This is a genomic window from Nocardiopsis alborubida (assembly GCF_012396365.1).
GTDB lineage: Bacteria > Actinomycetota > Actinomycetes > Streptosporangiales > Streptosporangiaceae > Nocardiopsis > Nocardiopsis alborubida.
In genome coordinates this window covers 13495-32364 of the sequence record NZ_JAAXPG010000032.1, presented here as the reverse complement: position 1 = coordinate 32364, position 18870 = coordinate 13495, and the positions used below count along the sequence as shown (strand labels likewise).

Here is an 18870-nt window from a genome sequence, read left to right as displayed (position 1 = left end):
CCGAGAACGGTGCACTGCGGGCAGGGCGCGTGTCGGGCGCCCGCGGGTCACTCCCGTCCGACGTCCCGGTGGACCACGTGCACGTCCACACCCTGGCCGCGCAGCCGGTCGGCGAACTGCTCGGCCATGGCCACGCTGCGGTGCTTGCCCCCGGTACAGCCCACCGCCAGTGTCATGTAGTGCTTGCCCTCGCGCTGGTACCCGGCGATGGTCAGCTTGAGGACGTCGGAGTAGGCCTCCAGCATCTCCTTGGCCCCGTCCTGGGCCAGGACGTAGTCGCGCACCGCGTCGTCACGGCCGTTCATCGGCCGCAGCTCGGGCACCCAGTGGGGGTTGGGCAGGAAGCGGCAGTCCAGCACCAGGTCCGCGTCCACGGGCAGGCCGTGCTTGAACCCGAAGGAGACCACGTTGGCGCGGGGGCGCGCCTCGTCGCTCTCCCCGAAGAAGCCGATCACCCGGGCCTTGAGCTGGTGCACGTTGAGCTGGGAGGTGTCGATGACCAGGTCGGCCTCGCCGCGCACCGCCCGCAGGGTCTCGCGCTCGCGGTCGATGCCGTCGGTCAGGCGCCCGTCGCCCTGGAGGGGGTGGGGCCTGCGCACGCCCTCGAACCGGCGGACCAGGGCGTCGTCTCCGGCCTCCAGGTAGAGCACGCGCGCGGTGATGTCGCGCTTGCGCAGCTCCTCCACCGTGGACAGCAGGTCCTCGGTGAAGGCCAGCGAGCGCACGTCGACGACCACGGCGACCCGCGGCACCGCCCCGTGCGTGCGTCCGGCCAGCTCGATCATCGTCGGCAGCAGGCCGGGCGGCAGGTTGTCCACCACGAACCAGTCCAGGTCCTCCAGGGCCCTGGCCGCCGTGCTGCGGCCCGCACCGGACATGCCGGTGACGATGACCACCTCGGGTGGCAGTTCCCCGCCCAGTTCGACCGTCATGCGTCTCCTCCCCCGTCAGTGATGTGCTGTGCTGGTGCCCCGTCGCCCTGGCCGCCCGTTCCGGCGGGGCCGCCGGACAGGTGCGCGTGCACGGCCTCGGCCAGCTTGGGACCGATCCCGGGCACCGCCGCGATCTCCTCGGCCGTGGCCGAGGAGAGCCTGCGCACCGAGCCGAACGCCTTGATCAGGGCCGTCCTGCGGGACGGCCCCAGACCGGGCAGCTCGTCCAGGCTGCTGCCGGTCAGCGCCTTGGCGCGCTTGTGCCGGTGGTACTGGATGGCGAAGCGGTGGGCCTCGTCGCGCACCCGTTGGAGCAGGTAGAGCCCCTCGCCCGCGCGGGGCAGGATCACCGGGTCCTCGTCGCCGGGCAACCACACCTCCTCCAGGCGCTTGGCCAGACCGCACACGGCGACGTCCTCGATCCCGAGTTCGTCCAGGGCGCGGCGCGCCGCCTCGGCCTGGGGCCGGGCGCCGTCCACCACCACAAGGTTAGGCGGATAGGCGAACTTCCCGGGTGACGGCTCGTCGTCGCTTTGGTGACCACCGTGGTCGCCGGTCTCGCCCATGCGGGCGACCTCACCGCTCCTGGCGCTCTCCTCCAGGTAGCGGCGGAAGCGCCGGTGGACGACCTCGTACATGGCCGCGACGTCGTGCTGCTCGCGGCCGCCCTCGCCGCTGCCGCGGACGGAGAAGCGGCGGTACTCGGACTTGCGGGCCAGGCCGTCCTCGAAGACGACCATGGACGCCACCACGTGCTCGCCCTGGAGGTTGGAGATGTCGAAGCACTCGATGCGCAGCGGCGCCTCGGACAGCTCCAGGGCCTCCTGGATCTCCTGGAGGGCGCGGCCGCGGGTGCTCAGGTCCCCGGCCCGGTGGGTCTTGTGCCGGGCCAGCGACTCGGCCGCGTTCTTGGCGACGGTCTCCATCAGGGACTTCTTGTCGCCCCGCTGGGGCACCCGCAGGTCCACCGAGGAGCCGCGGTGCTCGGACAGCCAGGCGGCCATGGCGGCGGGGTCGGCGGGCTCGTGGGAGACCAGGACCTCGCGGGGGACGGCGGTGCCGGTGCCCCCGCTCTCGTCCTCGCCCTGGGCGGGGCCGTAGATCTGGCCGAGGAAGGTCGCGATCAGTTCGCCGGGTCCGGCGTCGGTCATCTTGTCCACCACGTAGCCGCGCTGGCCGCGGATGCGCCCGCCGCGCACGTGGAAGATCTGCACGGCCGCCTCCAGCGGGTCGTCGGCCATGGCGATGACGTCGCAGTCGGTGGAGTCGGGCAGGACGACGGCCTGCTTCTCCAGGGCGGCGCGCAGGGCCTCGATGTCGTCGCGGATGCGGGCGGCGCGCTCGTACTCCATCTCCCCGGCGGCCTCGCGCATCCGCCCCTCCAGTTCGCGCAGGAACCGGCCGGTGTCGCCCGCCAGGAAGGAGCAGAAGTCCTCGGCCAGGGCCCGGTGGTCCTCGGGCGAGGCCCTGCCGACGCAGGGGGCCACGCACTTGCCGATGTAGCCGAGCAGGCAGGGGCGGCCGCTGTTGCGGGCGCCGCGGAACACCCCCGGCGAGCAGGTGCGCACGGGGAAGACCCGCAGCAGCAGGTCCACGGTCTCGCGGATGGCCCAGGCGTGGGAGTAGGGGCCGAAGTAGCGCACCCCCCTGCGCTTGGCGCCGCGCATGACCTGCACCCGGGGGAACTCCTCGTTGAGGGTGACCGCCAGGTAGGGGTAGCTCTTGTCGTCGCGGTACTTGACGTTGAACCGGGGGTCGTACTGCTTGATCCAGGAGTACTCCAGCTGGAGGGCCTCCACCTCGGTGCCGACGATCGTCCAGTCGACGTCGGCGGCGGTGGAGACCATCTGCTGCGTGCGCGGGTGCAGTCCGGCGAAATCGCGGAAGTAGGAGGAGAGCCGGGACCGCAGGTTCTTGGCCTTGCCCACGTAGATCACGCGTCCCGAGGAGTCCCGGAACCGGTACACGCCCGGGTCGGTGGGGATCGATCCGGGCGCGGGGCGCAGGTGAGGAGTCGCAGCCATGGTCCCATTGTGGTAGGTCGGGGGGACATACGGCCAACCGGGCCGCGTGCGCCCCGTGCGTGGCGCGTCTCACCCCGCGGGCCCCCGCGCGCCGGACCCGTTCTCCGGCGCACAGCGCGCGCCCGCGCGTCTCCGGTGCGGGTAAGCCAAACGTCACGATTGGGTATCCGCATGCTCTAGGTTGGGCGGGTACACAGGAACTTCCCGACATCGACGACAAGAGGGGGCCCTTCGTCGTGAGCCTGTCCCAATGGATCACGATCGGCGTCACCGTCACGGTCGCGGTGCTGCTGGTCTTCGCCCTGCGCTGGGTGCTCAAGCACAAGCTGGGCAAGGTCTGGCGGATGTCCCAGCACGTGGTCGACCGCACCACCTACACCAGTTACGGCGCGGCGGCGGTGGTCGGCGCGAACCTGTCACTGCCCAGCCGCGACAACGTGGACTGGAGCACCTACCAGACTATCCAGCACGCGATGAGCATCCTCATGATCGCGACGCTGACGGGCCTGGGCGTCAGCCTGGCCTACGCCGTCACGGACATGGTGCTGGCCCGGCTGTCGGTCGCCAACGGCGACGCCGACCGCAAGGCGCGGCGCATCCAGACCCAGGTGCGGCTGCTGCGCCGGGTGATCACCTCGATCATCGTGGTGCTGGCGGTCGCCGCCATCCTGTTCACCTTCGACGAGGTCCGCGCGCTCGGCGCCGGGCTGCTGGCCTCCGCGGGCATCATCGGCATCGTCGCCGGTGTGGCCGCCCAGTCCACGCTGTCCAACCTGTTCGCCGGGCTCCAGCTGGCCTTCAGCGACGCCCTGCGCATCGGCGACGTGGTCGTGGTCGAGGGCGAGTGGGGCCGGGTCGAGGAGCTGAGCCTGGTCAACGTCACCATCAAGATCTGGGACGAGCGCCGCCTGGTGGTCCCGGTCGCCAACTTCACCACGACCAGCTTCGAGAACTGGACCAAGCAGGGCACGGCGATCACCGCCAAGGTGGTGTTCCCGCTGGACTGGGAGGTGCCGATCGAGGAGATGCGCGAGGAGACCGGGCGCCTGATCACCCGCAGCGACCACTGGGACGGGCGCAGCTGGTCCTGCCAGGTCGTGGACATCGCCCCGAGCGGCGAGGTGCTGGTGCGGGTGGTGGCCACGGCCGCCGACACAGGGCACCAGTGGGACATCGCCTGCGAGATCCGCGAGCACCTGATCCGCTGGCTGGTCGAGAACTACCCCGAGTCCCTGCCGCGCCACCGCGCCCAGTTCATGGCCTCCGAGGACGCGGACGAGGCGACCTACGCCGCCCAGTTCCCCACCTCGGCGTTCCGGCGCCACGAGCCCAACGGCGTCAGCGGCCCGCCCGGGGGCGACCCCGGCGAGGCCTGACCCCGCCTGAGCCGCACACACCACGGCGCCCGGAGCGGATCCGCTCCGGGCGCCGTGGTGTGTGCGGCGGGGAGGCCTGCGGGCCTCCGTTCCGGCCCGCCCGCCGGTCCCCTCAGGAGGAGGGGCCCTGGAGGATGATGTCGGTGCCCTCGACCGTGACCTCGAACGGCTCCAGCGGCTCCTGCGCCGGACCCACCAGCGCCTCCCCGGTGGAGATGTCGAACTCGCTGCCGTGGCACAGGCACCGGATGACCTCGTCCACCTCCTGGACGGTGCAGCCCGCGTGCGTGCACGAGGCGCCGAAGGCCCGGTACCGGCCCGCCTCGGGCTGGGTCACGACCAGTTTGCTGTTGCTGAAGACCGCCCCCGCCCCCTCGGGGACGTCGGTGGTCTGGCCGACCACCTGGCCGTAACGGACCTCCTGGGGCTTGGGCTCCTGTCCGCCGCAGGCGCTCACGGCGGTGACGGCCGCGGCCGTCCCCGCCGTCCCGAGCAGTCGGCGCCTGCTCATCCCGCACCCGCACGTCCTCTTACCGGCCACGACGAAACGCTCCTCACCTGCGCCGAAATATCACTACACAATGTAGTAGGTACGGCGGGGTGCCCGGGATCCGGGGTGAGCGCGAGAACCCTCAGCCCTGCGGCCGGTACGGGGGTGGCATCGGGGAGCGCGGGTCCGCCGCGCCCACGTCGAGCACCACGGTCCCGGCGATCCGGTCGTGCAGTCCCTGCCGGTTGGGCCGGTTCCAGGCCGCCATCCCGCCGGTGAGCAGCGCCGTCACGGCCACCAGAACCCACCAGAACCAGCCGATGGTGAAGAGCAGGAAGAACAGCAGGAAGGGCAGGGCCAGCAGCGCGGCGCGCACCGTCAGGGCCGCGAGGGGCAGTGCGCCCAGGCTGCCGCTCCCGGCCTGGGGGGCGACCCTCAGACCGACGCGGCGCTTGCCCAGCGTCTGCTGCCAGCGGGAGAGGGCGAAGGTCTCGTAGCCGGCGTAGAGCAGGAAGAAGGTCACCGACAGGAAGAGCGGGTAGCGGTCGTCGATACCGTCGGTGCTGCCGGAGCCGACCGCCTGGACGCCCACCCAGGCCAGGGAGAGCACGAGCGCCAGCAGCAGCGCGGGCAGGGCGACCAGGAGCAGGTCGACGCCGCGCGCGTACACCCGCGACCGCCAGGCGGCCAGGGGGTAGAGCCGCTCCACGGGCTCGGGGCCCTGCGCGCCGGAGGGTGCGTCCGCGTGGAAGCCGGTGTGAGCGCTGGAGGACTCCTGGTGTCCCGGGCGGGGCGGGGGCTGTGGGCCCCCCGGAGGCGTTGGCCCGCTGTGGTCCGGCTGGGGAGGGACGTTCATCTGAATCCTTCCGAAGGAACTCTGGCCTCCAGGCCAGGGAGGAATCGGACTCCCGCGGAGCAGGACGGGAAACGCTGGTTCGCCCCGGAGGACCACCGCCCGCCGGAAACACCGGACCCGCGAACCAACGCTCGAACCGCTGCCGGCCTGACCCGCGTCGACCCAGACGGGGGCCACGTCCGGGTCGGCCTGGCGCCGGACTGGCGGCAAGTCAGGTCGGGTCCCGCTGTGTGATCCTGGCGAAGTCCACACCCCAGGGGCGGGAGCTGATCCAAGACCGATGGGCGGCACCCCGTCCCCCGCCGTTGGCTCGGGCCGGCGACCGGCTGCGAAGCAGAGAACCCGACTCACGAGGGAAGGGACTCCCGGCTTCAGCCGGAAGGGAAGTCACGGGCTGGCCAACCTCCAGGGCGGTTCGTCGGAGTCGCGCGGGCGCCGGACGCGGGGAGCCACCGGGCGGGGCGCGGACACGTCCGACTCTACTCAGATGGGACACGCGTCGCGAATCCGCCAACCCGATGTGGTCTCAGACGGCCCCGCGCCCCGTCCGGAGACCGGGACGGGGCGCGGGGCGGCGGAGTCGCCGGGCGCGACTCAGAGCATCTTGGCCAGGAACCGCCCGGTGTAGGACTCGGCCACCGCGGCGACCTCCTCCGGGGTTCCCTGCGCGACCACGCTGCCGCCGCCGGAGCCGCCCTCGGGCCCCATGTCGATGACGTGGTCGGCCGTCTTGATGACGTCGAGGTTGTGCTCGATGACGATCACCGTGTTGCCGGTGTCGGTCAGCCGGTTGAGCACGCCCAGCAGCTTGCGGATGTCCTCGAAGTGCAGGCCGGTCGTGGGCTCGTCGAGCACGTACACCGTCCGCCCGGTGGAGCGGCGCTGGAGCTCGGCGGCGAGCTTGACCCGCTGCGCCTCACCACCCGACAGCGTGGTGGCGGGCTGGCCCAGCCGCACGTAGCCCAGGCCGACGTCGGCCAGGGTCTGGAGGTGGCGGCGGATGGCGTTGATCGGCTCGAAGAACTCCAGGGCCTCCGAGATCGGCATGTTGAGGACCTCGGAGATGTTCTTGCCCTTGTAGCGGACCTGGAGGGTCTCCCGGTTGTACCGGGCGCCGTGGCACACCTCGCAGGGCACGTAGACGTCGGGCAGGAACTGCATCTCGATCTTGAGCGTGCCGTCGCCGGAGCAGGCCTCGCAGCGGCCGCCCTTGACGTTGAAGGAGAACCGGCCCGGCTGGTAGCCGCGCGTCTTGGCGTCGGTGGTCTGCGCGAACAGCTTGCGAATGTGGTCGAAGACCCCCGAGTAGGTGGCCGGGTTGGAGCGCGGGGTCCGCCCGATGGGGCTCTGGTCCACGTGCACGACCTTGTCGACCTTGTTCGTGCCGTTGACCCGCAGGTGGCGGCCGGGCACGTCGCGCGCCCCGTTGAGCTCCTTGGCCAGCGCCTTGTAGAGGATCTCGTTGACCAGGGTGGACTTGCCCGAGCCGGACACGCCGGTGACGGCGGTGAACACGCCCAGCGGGAAGGCGACGTCGATCCCGTCGAGGTTGTTCTCGCGCGCTCCCCGGACCACCAGCTCGTGACCCCGGGTGAGGGGGCGGCGCTCGACGGGCACCTCGATGCCGCGCTTGCCGGACAGGTACTCGCCGGTGAGCGAGTCCTCGGAGGTGAGCAGCTCGTCCACGATCCCCGAGACCACGACGTGGCCGCCGTGCTCGCCCGCGCCGGGGCCGATGTCCACGACCCAGTCGGCGGCGCGGATGGTGTCCTCGTCGTGTTCGACGACGATGAGCGTGTTGCCGATGTCGCGCAGCCGCTGGAGGGTCTCCAGCAGGCGCGCGTTGTCGCGCTGGTGCAGGCCGATGGAGGGCTCGTCCAGCACGTACAGCACGCCCACCAGACCGGAGCCGATCTGGGTGGCCAGGCGGATGCGCTGGGCCTCCCCGCCCGAGAGCGAGCCCGAGGAGCGCGCCAGGCTCAGGTAGTCCAGGCCGACGTCGAGCAGGAAGCCGAGCCGGGCGTTGATCTCCTTGAGCACCTGGGCGGCGATGACCGCGTCGCGGTCGGAGAGCCTGAGCTCGGCCAGGAAGGCCGCGCTGTCGCTGAGCGGCATCTGGGCGACCTCGGCGATGGACCTGCCGCCCACGGTCACCGCGAGCACGACCGGCTTGAGGCGCGTGCCCTCGCAGGTCGGGCAGGGCACGGTGCGCATGTACCCCTCCAGCCGTTCGCGGCCGTAGTCGCTCTCGGTCTCGGAGTGGCGGCGCTTGACCCAGGGGATGACGCCCTCGAACTCGGTGTAGTAGGAGCGGTTGCGCCCGTACCGGTTGCGGTAGCTGACGTGGACCTGGGTGTCGTGCCCCTCCAGCAGGGCCTTGCGCGCGCGGCGCGGCAGCCGCTCCCAGGGGGTGTCCAGGTCGAAGCCGATCGCCTCGCCCACCGCCTTGAGGATGCGCTCCCAGTAGCCGCTGTTGGGCCCGCCGGACCAGGGGCCGATGGCGCCCTCGGCCAGTGTCCTCTCGGGGTCGGGGACCAGCAGCTCCGGGTCGACCTCCATACGCGTGCCCAGGCCGGAGCACTCGGCGCAGGCCCCGTAGGGGGCGTTGAAGGAGAAGGAGCGCGGTTCGAGCTGCTCGAAGGACAGGTCGTCGTAGGGGCAGTACAGGTGCTCGGAGAAGACCTTCTCGCGGTCGGGGTCCCCGGCCTCCACGTCCACGAAGTCCAGGACGATGGTGCCCCCGGCGAGTTTGAGCGCCGTCTCCACCGAGTCGGTCAGGCGCCCGCGGGAGGAGGGCTTGACGCTGAGGCGGTCCACGACCACGGCGATGTCGTGCTTGTCGTAGCGGCCCAGCTTGGGCGCCTCGTCCAGGCGCACGGCCTGCCCGTCCACGACGGCGCGGGTGTAGCCCTTGGACTGGAGGTCCTTGAACAGCTCGACGTACTCGCCCTTGCGCCCGCGCACGACGGGGGCGAGCACCTGGAAGCGGGTGCCCTCCTCCATCTCCAGGACGCGGTCCACGATCTGCTGCGGGGTCTGGCGCGCGATCTCGCGGCGGCACTCGGGACAGTGCGGGACGCCGATGCGCGCCCACAGCAGCCGCAGGTAGTCGTAGACCTCGGTGATGGTGCCGACGGTCGAGCGGGGGTTGCGGCTGGTGGACTTCTGGTCGATGGACACCGCCGGGGACAGGCCCTCGATGAAGTCCACGTCCGGCTTGTCCATCTGCCCCAGGAACTGGCGGGCGTAGGCCGACAGGGACTCCACGTAGCGCCGCTGGCCCTCGGCGAAGATCGTGTCGAAGGCCAGCGATGACTTGCCCGAACCGGACAGGCCGGTGAACACGATCATGGAGTCGCGCGGCAGGTCCAGCGAGACGTCCTTGAGGTTGTGCTCCCGGGCTCCCCGGACTACCAGTTGTTCGACCATCGAGTGAGACATCCTTCGGCTCTGGCGCACAGGACGCGGACCCCGTCGCATGACGTCGGCTGACCCGTGTGGAACTTCGCGTGCGGCGGTCGGGGGCCTCCCGGAGACCGCCCGGGCCCCGGAGGCGGGCCGCTGAGGAGAGGGGGGAGGACGCGTTCGCCTCCCGCCCGTCCAGCCTAACGACCACCGACGACGGTTTCTTCCACCTCGGAAAACGAGATGGCACCCCGGCGCCGGAGCGCTCAGGGTGCCACCACTATAGACGAACGGCTGTTCGAATCCGGCCGTTTCCCGGAATGTCCTCGACGGGCGTGCGGGCCCGCCGTCGGCTCAGGAGCGGTCCGCCGGGGAGTCGACCGAGGGGTCGCGCTCGGTCTTGAGCTCGGGGTTCTTGCGCTCGTCGACGCGGGACTTGATCAGGCTGCCGACGATGGTGATGGTCATGATGCCGAGGATGACGGTCAGGGACAGGCCGATGCCGACCTCGGGCACGTGCACGCCGTTCTCGTGCAGGGCGTGCAGGATCATCTTCACGCCGATGAAGACCATGATCGCCGACAGGCCCCAGCTGATGTAGGCCAGGCGGTCCATCAGACCGGCCAGCAGGAAGTACAGCTGGCGCAGGCCCAGCAGGGCGAAGGCGTTGGCGGTGAAGACGATGTAGGCGTCCTGGGTCAGACCGAAGATCGCCGGGATGGAGTCGACGGCGAAGACCAGGTCGATCATGCCGATCGCGACGATGACCAGCAGCATCGGCGTGATGTGGCGCCTGCCGTCGAGCTTCACGGTGAGGTGGGCGCCGTGGTAGTCGTCGGTCACCGGCCAGAAGCGCTTGAGGAGGCGGACCACCGGGGTCTGGGTGAAGTCCTTCTCCTCCTCGTCGCCCTTCATGTGGTCGCGGACGATCTTGTAACCGGTGTAGATGAGGAAGGCGCCGAAGAGGTAGAAGACCTCGCTCCAGGCGTTGATGACCTGGGCGCCCAGGACGATGAAGATGCCGCGCATGACCAGCGCGATGACGATGCCGACGAGCAGGACCTCGTGCTGGTACTTCTTGGGCACCGCGAAGGAGCCCATCAGAAGGTAGAACACGAAGAGGTTGTCGATGCTCAGGCTCTTCTCGGTGACGAACCCGGCGAAGTACTCGGCGCCCGCGGCGCCTCCGCCGAAGTACCAGACACCGAAGCCGAAGATGATGGCGATGCCGATGTAGAAGGCCGCCCACCAGGCGGCCTGCTTCATGCCGAACTCCTGGGGCCCCTTCGTCTTGCTCCAGGGATGGTCGACGATGATGAGGTCGATCACCAGGATGGCGACCATGGCGCCAATGGTGGCAGCCCACACCCACAAGGGAACGTTCACGGACGGTCTCTCCTCCGGTCAGTGCGCGCGAGCGGTGTGCACGCACGTCGAACCACCGGAGGTCTCTCCCGTTCGCAGCACTGCGCTGCGAACCGGCGGCACCGGGAGGACGACATTGTCCGCCGTGATGACGACACCGCCGCGACAGGGATACTCCCCTCACGTGTCAGGCCAGGATACCGGTACCGCACTGTGGGCGGCACACACCGGACCGTAGTCCAGGATGACATCTTCACCCCCACGAGGTGAAGTCCCGGCGGGGGTAGCATCAGCCGCACTCCGAGGACAGGTCCACCGAACCCCGGGGCCATCCCTTCCCCGCGTCCCCGCACGCCACACGTCACCGCCGCAGCACCGCCTTGTACACGCCCGCGGCGGCCTCCACCGCGTCCTCCTCGCTCGGCAGCGCCTTGGCCGCCTCACGCGAGCGCGCCCGCAGGTCCTCGGCCAGCGCGGGGTCGTCCAGCACCCGGCCCACGGCCGCGGCGAACGCCGCCGGATCCCCCGGCGGCACCATCAGCACCGTCCCCGAGTACAGGTCCGGGATGCCGCCGACCCGGGTGGAGACCACCGGCAGCCCGGCGCGCAGCGCCTCCATGATCACCAACGAGGGCCCCTCCCACTGGCTGGTCAGGCAGAACACGTCCGCCGCCGCCAGCAGGTCGGCCACGTCCGCGCGGTGCCCCAGCATGCGCACGTCCGCGCGCATCTCCGCGGCCGTGTCGTGCAGCTCCCCCCACAGGGGCCCGTCCCCGGCGATCGCCACCACCGGTTCGGGCCGGCGGTCGGCGATGGCCGGCGCCGCCGCCAGGAGCATGTCCAGCCCCTTCTGCTCGGCCAGGCGGGCGACGGTCAGCAGCAGCGGCCGCTCGGGCCGCACCGCCAGGTCCGCACGGGTGGCCTCGCGCCCGTTCACCGGCGCACCGGTCTCGGGAGCGGCCACCACCGCCAGCCGCGCGTCGCGCGCACCGACCGAGCGCAGCCTGCGCACCAGGTCGCCCGACACCCCCAGCACCACGTCCGCGCGGTGCGCCACGACCCGCTCCAGCACCGGGTAGGCCGCCGCCAGCGCCCCCCGCACCAGCGGCGGCGCGTTGTGCGCGGTCACCACCAGCGGCGAGGTGCCGGCCAGCGCGCACAGGGCCCCGGCCCGCAGCCCGTGCGCGTGGACCACGTCCGCGCCCCGGGTCAGGGCGCGCAGGCGCAGCACGGCGCCGGGGTCGCCCGCGGAGGGCGCCGCGCCGATGCCGACCGGGGAGAAGCGCATGCCCTCCGAGGTGAAGCCGAACTCGCGCTCGGCGGAGGCCGGGCCCAGCACCGCCACCCGGTGGCCGCGCGCGACCAGGCCCGCGCCCAGCGAGCGCACGTGGCGGCCCACCCCTCCACTGCTGGTACCGATGACCAGCGCGATCCTGGCGTTCAACGCCTCCCCCTCCTGCGTTCGAGTACGGTCCTGACCCGGTCGGCGACGGCGCGCACCGCCGGACGGTCCACCACCGCCGCGACGGCCGCGTAGGCGGCCGACGCCGCCGTCGCCGACACCGCGGCCACCGCCACCGTCTGCCACACGCCGTCCGCGGGCAGGGAGGCGGCCACCGCTCGCCCCGCGCTCCACCCGACCACACCGCCCAGCGCCGCGGCCAGTACCGAGCGCGCCACACCCCCCAGGGCCCCGCGCCCGTGCGTGCGCGCCACCCCCGCGCACAGCAGGGCCGCAGCCAGGGACAGGCCGACCGTGCTGGCCGCGCCCAGCCCGGCGATGGACCAGCCCTGCGGCAACACCCACACCAACACCACAGCACACAACATCACCACCAGCCACCCCACCACCTGGGCCGTGGCGGCCAGGCGTCCGTGGTGCGAGGCGTACAGGGCCCGGCTGAGCAGGGCGACCAGCCCGAAGCCCACCACCCCGGGAGCGTAGGCGAGCAGGGCGCGCTCCAGGGTCAGCGGGTCGTGCTGGGCGAAGACCAGGGCCACGGGGGCCGCGGCGGCGGCCAGTGCGGTGCCCACCCCCGCGGTGACCACCACGCAGGCGCGGGCGCCGCCCGACACCAGGGAGGCGAACCCCCGCCGGTCGTGTTCGGCGTGCGCGACCGCCAGGGCAGTGAACGCGCTGGTGGCGATGGGCACCGCGATCACCCCGTAGGGCAGGGTGAACAGGGCCCAGGCGTAGGTGTGCAGCACGGCCGCCCCCGCGCCGCCGCCCCGGTTGGCCAGGGCGACGAACAGCAGCAGGCACAGCTGCATGGCCGCCAGCGGCAGCAGGGAGGCCAGCGCCAGGGAGCGCACGCGCCCGCCCACCCCGGGAGGGAAGGTCAGGCGCGGCCGGGGCCGCACCCGCAGCCGCCGGGCGGGTCCCACGACCGTGAGGAAGAGCGCGGCCGCCCCCGCGGTGGTGCCCAGGGACAGGGCGAGCTCGGCCGCCAGCGGCAGGCCCGCCACGTCCTGGCGGTGGTCGGCCCCCAGCGGGACGAAGGCCACGTAGGCAGCGATGACCACCAGGCTGGACACCAGCGGGGCCAGGGCCGGGGCCAGGAAGCGGCGGTGGGACTGCAGGACGCCGTAGAGCACCGAGGCCAGGCCGTAGAGGACGATCTGCGGGGCGAAGACCACGAGCATGCGGACGGCGAGCCCGAGCAGGGCGTCCCGGTCGCAGCCGGCGCCCTCGCCCAGCATGAGCGACATCGCCGGCAGCGAGACCAGGGCGAGCAGCGCCGACAGGGGCACGGCCAGCAGCAGGACCCACGTGATGAGCGCCGAGGCGGTGTGGCGCACCTGTTCGTGGTCGCCGCGCCGGGCGGCGGCGGCCAGGACGGGGACGACCACCGCGGTGAGCGCCCCGCCGATGACCACCTCGAACAGGACGGCGGGCAGCTGGTTGGCGGTGACGTAGGCGGTGCCCAGACAGGTGTCGCCGACGGTCTGGGAGAAGACCACGGTGCGCCCGAACCCCGCCAGCCTGGCCCCCACGGTGACCACCGCGATGAGCGCCGCCGCCGTGCCTACTCCGCGCGTCACCCCCTGGATGGTACGGGACACCGTGGCCGTCTCACTCGTGCCTGCCCCAGCGGTCGAGGCGGCGCAGGGCCGGAACGCGGTCGATGACGCGGGAGAAGCTGACGCGCTCGCTGGCCAGGGTCAGGGCGGCGACCCCCGCGAGCAGCGCGGCGCGCACCGGGCGGGTCGCCCGGGCCGCGGCGGCCGCGCCCAGCGCGGCGCCCAGGGCGTTGGCCCCGGCGTCACCGAGCATGGAGCGCTCGGCGAGCTCGTCGGGCAGCAACACGGCCGAGGCGCCCACGACGGGACCCAGCAGCGGCGCGGCCGGGGAGGCCAGGGCGGGGGCGGCGGCGATCAGCGCGACCTTGGCCGCGCGTCCGGGGCGCAGGTCGAACAGGTTGAGCAGGTTGGCGCTGGCGGCGATGAGCGCCCCGTCCAGCACGGTGTCCAGCGCGGAGCGGCGCAGCAGGCGGGCGGCGGCGACCCCGGTGGCCCCGATGCCCGCCATCTTGACCATGCCGGTGGTGACCCGGCCGCTCGCCAGGGCGCCCAGGTGCCCGCGCAGACCGCGGGCCCGGGACGAGCCCGCCAGGTCGTCGTAGACCCCGAAGGCGGCGGCGCCCGCCGCGGCCAGCGCGGAGGCGGCGCGCGCACGCGGCCCGGGGCCGGGCACGAGCAGGATCGCCGCGCACACGCCGCAGGCCAGGGCGGGGCCCTGGCGCAGGGTGACGCGGCGGCCGCGGAAGTTGGTGCGCAGCCAGACGTCCGCCGCTTCGGGTGTGCCGGGCGAGCCCGGTGCGCCATGTGCGTACGGTGTGCCGGGCGAGCCCGGTGTACACGGCGCACCGGATACGACCGACGCAGCAGGCGCACCGGCGGTGACCACCGTGCGCGGCGCCCCTGTGGTGACCGGCGCCGCAGAGACGTCGGACGAACTCGGCGCGCCGCATGCGTCGGGTGTGCCGGGTCCGGCGGCACGGACGGCTCCGGGCCGGGCGGAACGGCCCCGGGTGAGCAGGGAGTAGGCGGTGGAGGCCGCGGCGGCTCCGAGCAGGGCACCGGTCAGGCCCTGGGCCAGAAACCGCGCGGCGGCGGATCCGGGACCCGGGAGGGGGACGGGGGTGGTCACCGGTGTCACTCCCCGCCCCGCGCCGCGCGGCGGGCCTCGTCGGTACCGCCGCCTTCTCCGCCGCTCACGCCCCCGCTCCCGGTGGGCTCCGGCGAGGGGTCCGAGGACTCCTCGGAGGTCTCGCGCGGCTCGGGCAGCGGGTCGGGGAGGAAGCCTCCCACCCCCTCGCCGATGCCGTACGCTCCCCCGGCCTCCTCCAGGTTCTCCGCCAGGGCCAGGACCGTGATGACCTCGCCCATCGGGCGGCTGGCCACGTCCACGGTGGCGAAGGCCGCCTCCGCGGCGCGCGCCTGCGCGAGCATCCCCTCGCCGCGGGCGGAGGGTCCGTCACCGGCCACCACGGTGGCGCCGACCTCCTGGTGCAGGGCCGTGGTGATCGTGTTCAGCACCGCGTTGGCCGTCTGCGGATCCTGGCCCTCGGGCGAGGAACCGCCCGAGGGCGCGAGGACGACCACGGCGTCGGAGGACTCGGCGGGGTCCCCCTCGACCGTGATCAGCCCGCCCTCGGTGAAGGCCTCCAGGACGGCCGACGGGTCGTAGCCTCCGTCGTCGCCCTCCTCCGACTGCGCGGACGGGTCGTCGGACGGGGACGCCTCCTCCCCGTCACCGGAGCCCCCGTCACCGGAGGACTCCTCCTCCGGGGCGGCCAGGGCACGGCCGATCTCGGCGCCCGCCTTCTCGTGGGGACTGCCGGACAGGTCCTGGGGATCCCGGGTGATCTGCAGGGCCAGCTCGTCGACGAACGTGGCGTTGCCGGCGTCCAGGAACGCGTCGGTGACCTGGACCCGGCCGACGACCTCGCCGCCCGCCTGCTCCACGCGCCCGGCCAGGGCGTCGGCCGTCTCGGTGTCGGCTCCGGGCGCGGTCACGACCACCACGCCCAGGTCGGTGAGCAGACCGGCGAGCGTGTCGTCGGACACGGCCTCGGCCATACGGTCGGCCCCGGCGTTGAACTGGTCCGCTGCGTCGCGCTCGGCGCGCAGGTCCTCGCTCTGGCTGCGCAGGTCGGCGGTCTCGGACTGGAGCGTGTTGAGCAGCGGATCCTGGAGCATGGTGGTCCCCAGGACGAGCCCCACCGTGAGCGCGAGGAACACCGCGACGATGGACACCAGGTGGTAGCGGAAATCGATCACGTCAACAGCCCTGTCAACCAGTAGGAGAACGCGTCCCAGCGCGCCGCGAGAAAGGTGAGGTAGACCTGGCCCGCCGGTGAGCTGTAGGCGGCGACCACGATGGTGAGCAGGCAGGCCGCGACCAGCCCGAGCAGGGCCCAGGGGGAGATGCGCGAGCGGTACAGGCGGCTGACGCCCTTGGCGTCGACGAGTTTGCCGCCCACCCGCAACCGGGTCAGGAAGGTGCTGGCCATCCCCGCCCGGCCCTTGTCGAGGAACTCCTCCAGGGTGGCGTGGGTGCCCACCGCCACGATGAGCGCGGCGCCCGCGCCGTCGGCGAGCATCATCGCCACGTCCTCGCTGGTGCCCGTGGCGGGGAAGACCACCGCGCCGTGCCCCAGGTCGGTGAGCCGGGGCAGGCCCGGCGCCCTGCCGTCCCGGTAGGCGTGCACGACCAGTTCGGCCCCGCTGGCCAGCGCCCGGTCCGAGACCGAGTCGAAGTCGCCGACGATGATGTCGGGCCGGTACCCGGCCTCCATGACCGCGTCCGCCCCGCCGTCCACGGCGATGATGACCGGGCGGAACTCGCGGATGTAGGGCCGCAGCGCCGCGATGTCCTCCCGGTAGTGGTAGCCGCGGACCACGATGAGGACGTGGCGGCCCTCGATGTCGGTCTCGATGGTGGGGATGCCGATGCCGTCCAGGAGCAGGTCGCGCTCGTGCTGGAGGTAGGCCATGGTGTTGGCCGCGAAGGCCTCCAGCTGCGTGGCCAGCCCCGCGCGGGCCTCCTCCATCGCCGCGCTGACGGTCCCCGGGTCCTGGAGGGTGCCGCGCGCGACGACCTCGTCGCCGCGGTACAGGGTCGCGCCCTCCAGGCGGAGCCGCTCACCGTCGCGGACGCGGGTGAACACCTCGGGATCGACGTCGTCGACCAGGGGGATCCCCGCCTCCACGATCATCTCCGGCCCCTGGTTGGGATAGCGGCCGCTGATGCTCGTGGCGACGTTGAGGACCGCCGACACACCGCAGCCCACCAGGGCCTCGGCACTGACGCGGTCCAGGTCGACGTGGTCGACGACCGCGATGTCGCCCGGTCGCAGACGTTTGGTCAGGTTCTTGGTGCGCCGGTCCGAGCGGACGGGCGCGATCAGCCCTGTGGGAGCGTCCGCCCGGGTGCGGCGGAACCGCATGACTGTGGCGCTGAGCGCATCCGATACCTTCATCGCTGGCATACTGTCAGAACTCACCTACGGAGAGTAATCACAGCTGTGAGATCGGCGTGTTCTGGTCGAGACCGCCGACCTCACCCCGTTCCGGGACGACAACGGCGATCTGACCGCCCACTACCCAGAAACACCAGAAGGCCACACATCCGTTCTGAACGTGCGCACAACACCCGGGTCAGGCGGCCGGATAGGCGCGCTCCGGGTCGGCGTTGGTGAGCAGCTCCTCTGCGTGGGCACGCCCCAGCTCGGAGTCCTCCAGCCCAGCGAGCATCCGCGACAGCTCCCGGACCCGGCCCCCGCGGTCCAGCCGCACCACCCCGCTCTCGGTGACCAGCCCCTCGGTGGACTTCTCCACCACCAGATGGGCGTCGGCGAACGCCGCGACCTGCGGCAGGTGCGTGACGACGATGACCTGGGCGCGCCGGGCCAGCCGGGCCAGGCGACGGCCGATCTCCACCGCGGCCTTACCACCCACACCCGCGTCCACCTCGTCGAAGACGAACGTGGGCACCGGGTCGGCACCGGCGAAGACCACCTCGATGGCCAGCATCACGCGCGAGAGCTCACCGCCCGAGGCGCCCTTGTGCAGGGCCAGGGGCGGAGAACTGGGGTGCGGGGCCAGCAGGACCTCGACCTCGTCGCGGCCGTGCTGGCCGAACTCCTCGCCCGTGGTGATGCGCACGCTCACGCGGGCGTGCGGCATGGCCAGCGCGGTCAGCTCCTCGGTCACGGCCGCGCCGAACCGGTCGGCGGCCTCGGTGCGCACCCGGGTCAGCTCGGCGGCGGAGAGCTCCATGCGCTCGTACAGCTCGTCGGCCTCGGCGCGCAGCGCGTCGATGCGCTCGTCGTCGCCCTCCAGGTCGGCCAGCCGCTTGGCCGCGTTCTCGGCCCAGGCCAGCACCTCGTCCGTGGTCGCGCCGTACTTGCGCGAGAGTGAGGTGAGCAGCGCGCGGCGCTCCTGCACCAGGGCCAGACGGGCGGGGTCGGCGTCCACCGACTCGGCGTAGGAGGCCAACTCGGTGGCGGCGTCGGTGAGGATGTAGGAGGCCTCGTCCAGGCGCTCGCCGATCGCGGCCAGCTCGGCGTCGTGCTCACGCACCGCCGTCACGGCCTGCCGGGCCGCCGAGAGCAGCGCGGCCACGTCCACCTCCACGTCGGAGGCCGGGTCCCCGGCCAGCGCCTCGTGGGCCGTGGTGGCCGCCACGCGCAGGCTGTCGGCGTGCGCCAGCCGCGTCTCCTCCGCGAGCAGGTCGGCGTCCTCACCGGGCTGGGGCGCGGCGGCGGCGATCTCCTCCGCGCCGAAGCGGAGCATGTCGGCCTCCTGGGCGCGCTCGCGCGCCTGCTCCACCAGCTCCTCCAGCTCCGCCGACACCTCCCGGTGGCGCCGGTAGGCCACGGTGTACTGCTTGAGCGCCTTGGCCAGCGGCTCGCCCGCGAAGCGGTCCAGGGAGGAGCGCTGCCGGTCCGAGCGCAGCAGGCGCTGCTGGTCGGACTGGCCGTGCACGGCGACCAGGTCGTCGGCGAGGTAGGCGAGCAGGCTCACCGGGGCGGACCGGCCGCCCATGGTGGCGCGCGAACGGCCCTCGGCCGACACCGCGCGGGTGAGGATGAGGACGTCGTCGTCGATGTCGCCCCCCGCCTCCAGCACCCGGGCGGCCACCCGGCCCCCCGAGGGAACGGTCAGGCGCCCCTCCACCACGGCCCGGTCGGCACCGGGGCGTACGCGCTGGGGATCGGCCCGCCCGCCGAAGAGCAGTCCGAGCCCGGTGACGACCATGGTCTTTCCCGCGCCGGTCTCGCCTGTGACGACGGTCAGCCCCGGTGACAACTCCAAAACGGCGTCGTCAATGACCCCGAGTCCCTGGATACGGACTTCTTCGAGCACCGATCCCTCTCCTGATAGTTGACGCCACTGCCCACGCACGCGTGCACGA

Annotated in this window: 13 protein-coding genes; 1 reads left to right on the top strand and 12 read right to left on the bottom strand. The window is 72.7% G+C overall.

Annotation, left to right across the window (positions count from 1 at the left end):
• Positions 1 to 47: 47 nt before the first annotated feature.
• On the bottom strand, positions 48 to 932 hold the full coding sequence (rapZ, locus tag HGB44_RS26335) for an RNase adapter RapZ (protein ID WP_013154030.1): 885 nt from the start codon (positions 930 to 932) through the stop codon (positions 48 to 50).
• Positions 929 to 2956, bottom strand: a complete 2028-nt coding sequence (gene uvrC, locus HGB44_RS26330; RefSeq protein WP_061080339.1) for an excinuclease ABC subunit UvrC — start codon at positions 2954 to 2956, stop codon at positions 929 to 931. The genes rapZ and uvrC overlap by 4 nt, the downstream gene beginning before the upstream one ends.
• Before the next feature lie 236 nt (positions 2957 to 3192).
• Here uvrC and HGB44_RS26325 point away from each other — a divergent pair, with 236 nt between their 5' ends.
• Complete coding sequence (locus tag HGB44_RS26325; protein WP_061080338.1) at positions 3193 to 4332, top strand: mechanosensitive ion channel family protein; 1140 nt, start codon at positions 3193 to 3195, stop codon at positions 4330 to 4332.
• Positions 4333 to 4444: 112 nt separating this feature from the next.
• On the opposite strand, the gene HGB44_RS26320 is transcribed toward HGB44_RS26325, so the two are convergent.
• The 10 genes from HGB44_RS26320 to recN form a co-directional block, all read right to left on the bottom strand.
• Entirely contained in the window at positions 4445 to 4843 is a 399-nt protein-coding gene (locus HGB44_RS26320; protein ID WP_061080337.1) for a Rieske (2Fe-2S) protein, read from the bottom strand.
• 121 nt (positions 4844 to 4964) lie between these two features.
• A complete protein-coding gene (locus tag HGB44_RS26315) occupies positions 4965 to 5678 on the bottom strand; it encodes an RDD family protein (protein WP_061080336.1) in 714 nt (237 codons plus the stop codon).
• Positions 5679 to 6272: 594 nt separating this feature from the next.
• Positions 6273 to 9107 carry an excinuclease ABC subunit UvrA gene (uvrA, locus tag HGB44_RS26310; protein WP_061080335.1) on the bottom strand — a complete coding sequence of 945 codons (2835 nt, stop codon included), beginning with the start codon at positions 9105 to 9107 and terminating at the stop codon, positions 6273 to 6275.
• A gap of 330 nt (positions 9108 to 9437) precedes the next feature.
• Positions 9438 to 10469: a TerC family protein gene (locus HGB44_RS26305; RefSeq protein WP_061080334.1), complete on the bottom strand. Its 1032-nt coding sequence runs from the start codon at positions 10467 to 10469 to the stop codon at positions 9438 to 9440.
• Between the two features lie 340 nt (positions 10470 to 10809).
• Positions 10810 to 11892: a glycosyltransferase family 4 protein gene (locus HGB44_RS26300; RefSeq protein WP_061080333.1), complete on the bottom strand. Its 1083-nt coding sequence runs from the start codon at positions 11890 to 11892 to the stop codon at positions 10810 to 10812.
• The gene (gene murJ, locus HGB44_RS26295; RefSeq protein WP_061080332.1) at positions 11889 to 13511 is read right to left on the bottom strand and encodes a murein biosynthesis integral membrane protein MurJ; all 1623 of its coding nucleotides are present in this window, start codon (positions 13509 to 13511) and stop codon (positions 11889 to 11891) included. Before murJ ends, HGB44_RS26300 begins: the two co-directional genes overlap by 4 nt.
• A gap of 10 nt (positions 13512 to 13521) precedes the next feature.
• On the bottom strand, positions 13522 to 14355 hold the full coding sequence (locus tag HGB44_RS26290) for a hypothetical protein (RefSeq protein ID WP_394327810.1): 834 nt from the start codon (positions 14353 to 14355) through the stop codon (positions 13522 to 13524).
• 248 nt (positions 14356 to 14603) lie between these two features.
• On the bottom strand, positions 14604 to 15731 hold the full coding sequence (locus HGB44_RS26285; protein WP_061080331.1) for a copper transporter: 1128 nt from the start codon (positions 15729 to 15731) through the stop codon (positions 14604 to 14606).
• Positions 15728 to 16900, bottom strand: a complete 1173-nt coding sequence (steA, locus tag HGB44_RS26280; protein ID WP_061080330.1) for a putative cytokinetic ring protein SteA — start codon at positions 16898 to 16900, stop codon at positions 15728 to 15730. The genes HGB44_RS26285 and steA overlap by 4 nt, the downstream gene beginning before the upstream one ends.
• Before the next feature lie 211 nt (positions 16901 to 17111).
• Positions 17112 to 18821, bottom strand: coding sequence for a DNA repair protein RecN (gene recN / locus HGB44_RS26275; protein ID WP_061080329.1), 1710 nt, complete (start codon positions 18819 to 18821; stop codon positions 17112 to 17114).
• Positions 18822 to 18870: the final 49 nt, after the last annotated feature.

Excerpts from the sequence above, each read along its gene's own strand:
- rapZ (WP_013154030.1), bottom strand. The coding sequence starts at position 932 with ATGACGGTCGAACTGGGCGGGGAACTGCCACCCGAGGTGGTCATCGTC.
- HGB44_RS26315 (WP_061080336.1), bottom strand. The coding sequence starts at position 5,678 with ATGAACGTCCCTCCCCAGCCGGACCACAGCGGGCCAACGCCTCCGGGG.
- HGB44_RS26320 (WP_061080337.1), bottom strand. The coding sequence starts at position 4,843 with ATGAGCAGGCGCCGACTGCTCGGGACGGCGGGGACGGCCGCGGCCGTC.
- steA (WP_061080330.1), bottom strand. The coding sequence starts at position 16,900 with ATGCGGTTCCGCCGCACCCGGGCGGACGCTCCCACAGGGCTGATCGCG.
- uvrA (WP_061080335.1), bottom strand. The coding sequence starts at position 9,107 with ATGGTCGAACAACTGGTAGTCCGGGGAGCCCGGGAGCACAACCTCAAG.
- uvrC (WP_061080339.1), bottom strand. The coding sequence starts at position 2,956 with ATGGCTGCGACTCCTCACCTGCGCCCCGCGCCCGGATCGATCCCCACC.